This is a genomic window from Pricia sp., from assembly GCF_041745955.1.
GTDB lineage: Bacteria > Bacteroidota > Bacteroidia > Flavobacteriales > Flavobacteriaceae > Pricia.
The window spans coordinates 1-3,707 of sequence record NZ_JBGTHY010000270.1 but is presented as its reverse complement, the minus strand read 5'-3'; the positions used below and the strand labels follow the sequence as shown (position 1 = coordinate 3,707).

Genomic DNA, 3,707 nt, shown 5'->3' with positions numbered 1-3,707 from the left:
TATCTACGGTATTTTGATGGACGTTATCTACGAACAGCTGAAACGTTTCAGTACCGATGTCGAGAACAGCGAAGAAATCTGGAGCATTACCAAAGGCATTGTTTGGATCGTTGAAAATCACTGGCAGGAAGCCGATAAGGGCATTTGGGAGTTCCGATCCGAGGATAGGCACTTTACCTTTTCGAAGGTGCTCTGTTGGACAGCCGTCGATAGGGCCATAAAAGTGGCCGGAATGATGAACAAAAACCATAAGATCGAAAAGTGGAGGCCCTTGCGGGACGAAATCTGGAACGATATCCAAGAAAAGGCCTGGAACGAGGAAGTGGGGGCGTACACCCAATCCTACGGAACTACACATTTGGATGCTTCCGTGCTTTTGATGGAATCGTATGGCTGTGTAGATGCCAAGGATGAACGTTTTATAAGTACCGTTAAGGCTATAGGAAGGGAACTGAGCAACGACGGATTGTTATACCGGTATAAAAACGAGGATGATTTCGGTTTACCATCCTCATCGTTTACCGTCTGTACTTTTTGGTACATCAACAGCCTCTTTAAAATCGGAGAGGTCGGGAAGGCCGAGGCGCATTTCGAAAAATTATTGGGATATAGCAATCATTTAGGTCTTTTTAGCGAAGACCTTGATTTTAAAACCAAACGATTGCTCGGTAATTTTCCACAGGCCTATTCGCACCTCGCCCTTATAGAATGCGCCATCAACTTTTCAAGAAAGCACAGTGAGGAGAAGATTTTGGAGTCCATGAGGGAGTGAGAAAGTAAATTCCAAAATACAAGTACCAAATTCCAAAACAAGTTGTTGCAAAAAAACCGCCCCAATTGTGGGGCGGTTCTCGTATTCCGAAGAAACGGAAGCTGCAGTTTGAGTTAGTCCAATTCTTATTGATCAAAAGTATAGCCATTATCCGCCGATACTCGATCTGCAATTTGGGTACGCAATGCGATTACGTTAGGATTGTTGGTATATTTCGTAAAACGCTTGAGTCCCATCAACATCATACGTTGCTCATCACCTTCGGAAAAGGAAATTATGGCTTCCTTGCCTTTTGTGATTATGGTTTCAGTAGCCTCGTACAAATATAGTCTAGTCATGGCGATTTGGGTCGCTTGGGCTTCTTCCCCGTAACGTTTGGCATTTTTCTCCGTTCTGAGCAGGGTGCTTTCTGCCATATAGACTTCGATAAGAATATCCGAGGCGGCCAACATAAGCTGCTGGTGCTGCTCCAGTTCGGGACCGAATTTTTGCACTGCGCTTCCGGCTACCATCAAGAAAACTTTTTTCAATCTCGCCAGAACATCTTTTTCTTCGGCAAAGAGTTCGGAATAATCGGGTGTATCAAAGGATGGGATTCCCATCAGTTCCTCTCCAACAGCGGTAGCAGGACCTAGTAAATCCACATGGCCTTTCATGGCTTTCTTGACCAGCATACCGACGGCCAGCATCCGGTTGATTTCGTTGGTGCCTTCATAGATACGGGCGATACGGGCATCGCGCCAGGCTTTTTCCATTGGAGCGTCGGCACTGAAGCCCATTCCCCCAAAGATTTGTATGCCCTCGTCGGTGGTATTCTGTGCATCCTCGGAAACGGCCACTTTTAAAATGGAACATTCTATGGCGTATTCCTCAACACCTTTTAGCTCCGCTTCCTGATGCGAATTGCCCTCGGACTCTCGGATAGCAATACGGTCTTCGATATTCTTTGCGGCCCGGTAACTGGCGGATTCTCCCGCATAGGCATTGGTGGCCATTTTGGCTAATTTGGCTTTGATAGCTCCAAAATTTGCGATGGGAGTTTTAAACTGGATGCGCTCGTTGGCATATTTGGCAGCCTCGTCGATTACCTTCCGCTGTGCCTCTAAACAGGCGGCAGCTAATTTGATACGTCCTATGTTCAGGGCATTCATAGCAATCTTAAAGCCGTTGCCACGTTCGGAAAGCATGTTTTCGATGGGGACTTTGGTCTCATTAAAGAAAACCTGTCGGGTAGAGGAGGAGTGGATGCCAAGCTTTTTTTCCTCGGGATTCATGGAGATTCCGTTTTCAGGGTCGTTCTCGACAATAAAGCCCGTGACGTATTTGTCATCTTCTATTCTGGCGAAAACGATGAAAAGAGTACAGAAACCTGCATTTGAAATCCACATTTTTTGTCCCGTAATGGAATACTGTTTTCCATCTTCGGATAATACTGCCTTGGTCTTGCCCGAATTGGCATCGGACCCAGCGCCCGGTTCCGTAAGGCAATAGGCCCCGAACCATTCGCCGGATGCCAATTTCGGAACGTACTTTTGCTTTTGTTCTTCAGTGCCATATAGGGTAATCGGCATGGTACCAATTCCCGTATGCGCCCCGAAAGCGGTGCTGAAAGAGCCCGTTGCCCCCGAAATATAATCACAGACCAACATGGTAGATACAAAACCCATTCCCATGCCGCCATACGCTTCGGGCACGGCGACACTCAATAATCCGAGTTCGCCGGCCTTTCGCATACACTCTTCGGTATACGCATAATCTTTTTGTTCGAACCGCTCCCAATGCGCCCAAAGTTCGCGATCGACGAACTCATTTGTGCTATCGCGCATCATGCGCTGTTCTTCGTTTAGGTCTTCTAAAGTGAAGACGTCTTCGCAATTGGTTTCCTTAACGAGGAATTGGCCTCCGCGTAATAAGCTGTCTTTTTGTATGGTTTCTGTACTCATGTTTGTCGGTATTAAGTATTTAATTCAAAAATTCATATATCCCTGCAGCGCCTTGGCCTGTGCCTACGCACATCGTTACGAGTCCATATTTACCTTGCATGTTGCGTTTTCGCATTTCATCGAAGAGTTGTACGGACAGTTTTGCTCCGGTACAGCCGAGCGGATGGCCCAAGGCTATGGCACCACCGTTGACGTTCACGATGTCTTTATCTAGACCAAGCTCACGGATTACGGCGATGGACTGGGAAGCAAAGGCTTCGTTCAGCTCTATGAGTTCGATATCTTCTTGCTTTAACCCCGCCTGTTTTAGGGCTTTGGGGACCGCGGCGACCGGGCCTATGCCCATAATTCGGGGCGGTACTCCCGCAGCGGCGTAGTTGACCAATCTTGCGATGGGTTCAAGGTTCAATTCCTTGACCATTTCTTCGCTCATCACCATTACAAAAGCGGCTCCATCGCTCATTTGTGAGGAATTCCCTGCGGTCACACTACCATTTGCGGCGAAAACCGGACGGAGTTTGTTCAGAACCTCAATGGATGTTTCTTTTCGAGGGCCCTCATCTTTGGTTACTGTATATTCCCTTGTTGCTCGCTTTCCCTTCTCGTCTACATAGGTCTGCTCGACGTCGATCGGAACGATCTGGTCTTGAAAACGGTCTTCGGCCTGGGCCTTTAAAGCTTTCATGTGGGAATTGTAGGCAAACTCGTCCTGATCTTCGCGCGAAACCTTGAACTCATTGGCGACAGCTTCGGCCGTGTTGCCCATGCCCCAGTAATAATCCTCATGTCCTGATTTGGCCAAGTCGTAGTTCAATTCCGTTTTGTAACCGGTCATAGGTACGGAACTCATGCTTTCGGCACCTCCGGCAATGATGCAATCCCCCATTCCCGCCTGTATTTTGGCGGTTGCGATACCAATAGTCTCAATGCCCGAAGAACAGAAGCGGTTAACCGTTACACCGGGAACATCAACGATATCCAAGCCCATCAAT

Annotated in this window: 3 protein-coding genes; 1 reads left to right on the top strand and 2 read right to left on the bottom strand. The window is 47.7% G+C overall.

What is annotated here, in order from left to right; all coding sequences use genetic code 11:
• On the top strand, positions 1-772 hold a 772-nt coding region (locus ACEW8S_RS10065), incomplete at its 5' end, for a glycoside hydrolase family 15 protein (protein ID WP_373518023.1).
• A gap of 125 nt (positions 773-897) precedes the next feature.
• Here the strand turns inward: ACEW8S_RS10065 and ACEW8S_RS10060 are convergent.
• Positions 898-2,715 (bottom strand): acyl-CoA dehydrogenase family protein, encoded by a 1,818-nt coding sequence (locus ACEW8S_RS10060; RefSeq protein WP_373518022.1) that lies wholly within the window; start codon positions 2,713-2,715, stop codon positions 898-900.
• Between the two features lie 19 nt (positions 2,716-2,734).
• Positions 2,735-3,707 (bottom strand): acetyl-CoA C-acyltransferase (locus tag ACEW8S_RS10055; protein ID WP_373518021.1); only part of this gene is annotated, 973 nt, incomplete at its 5' end.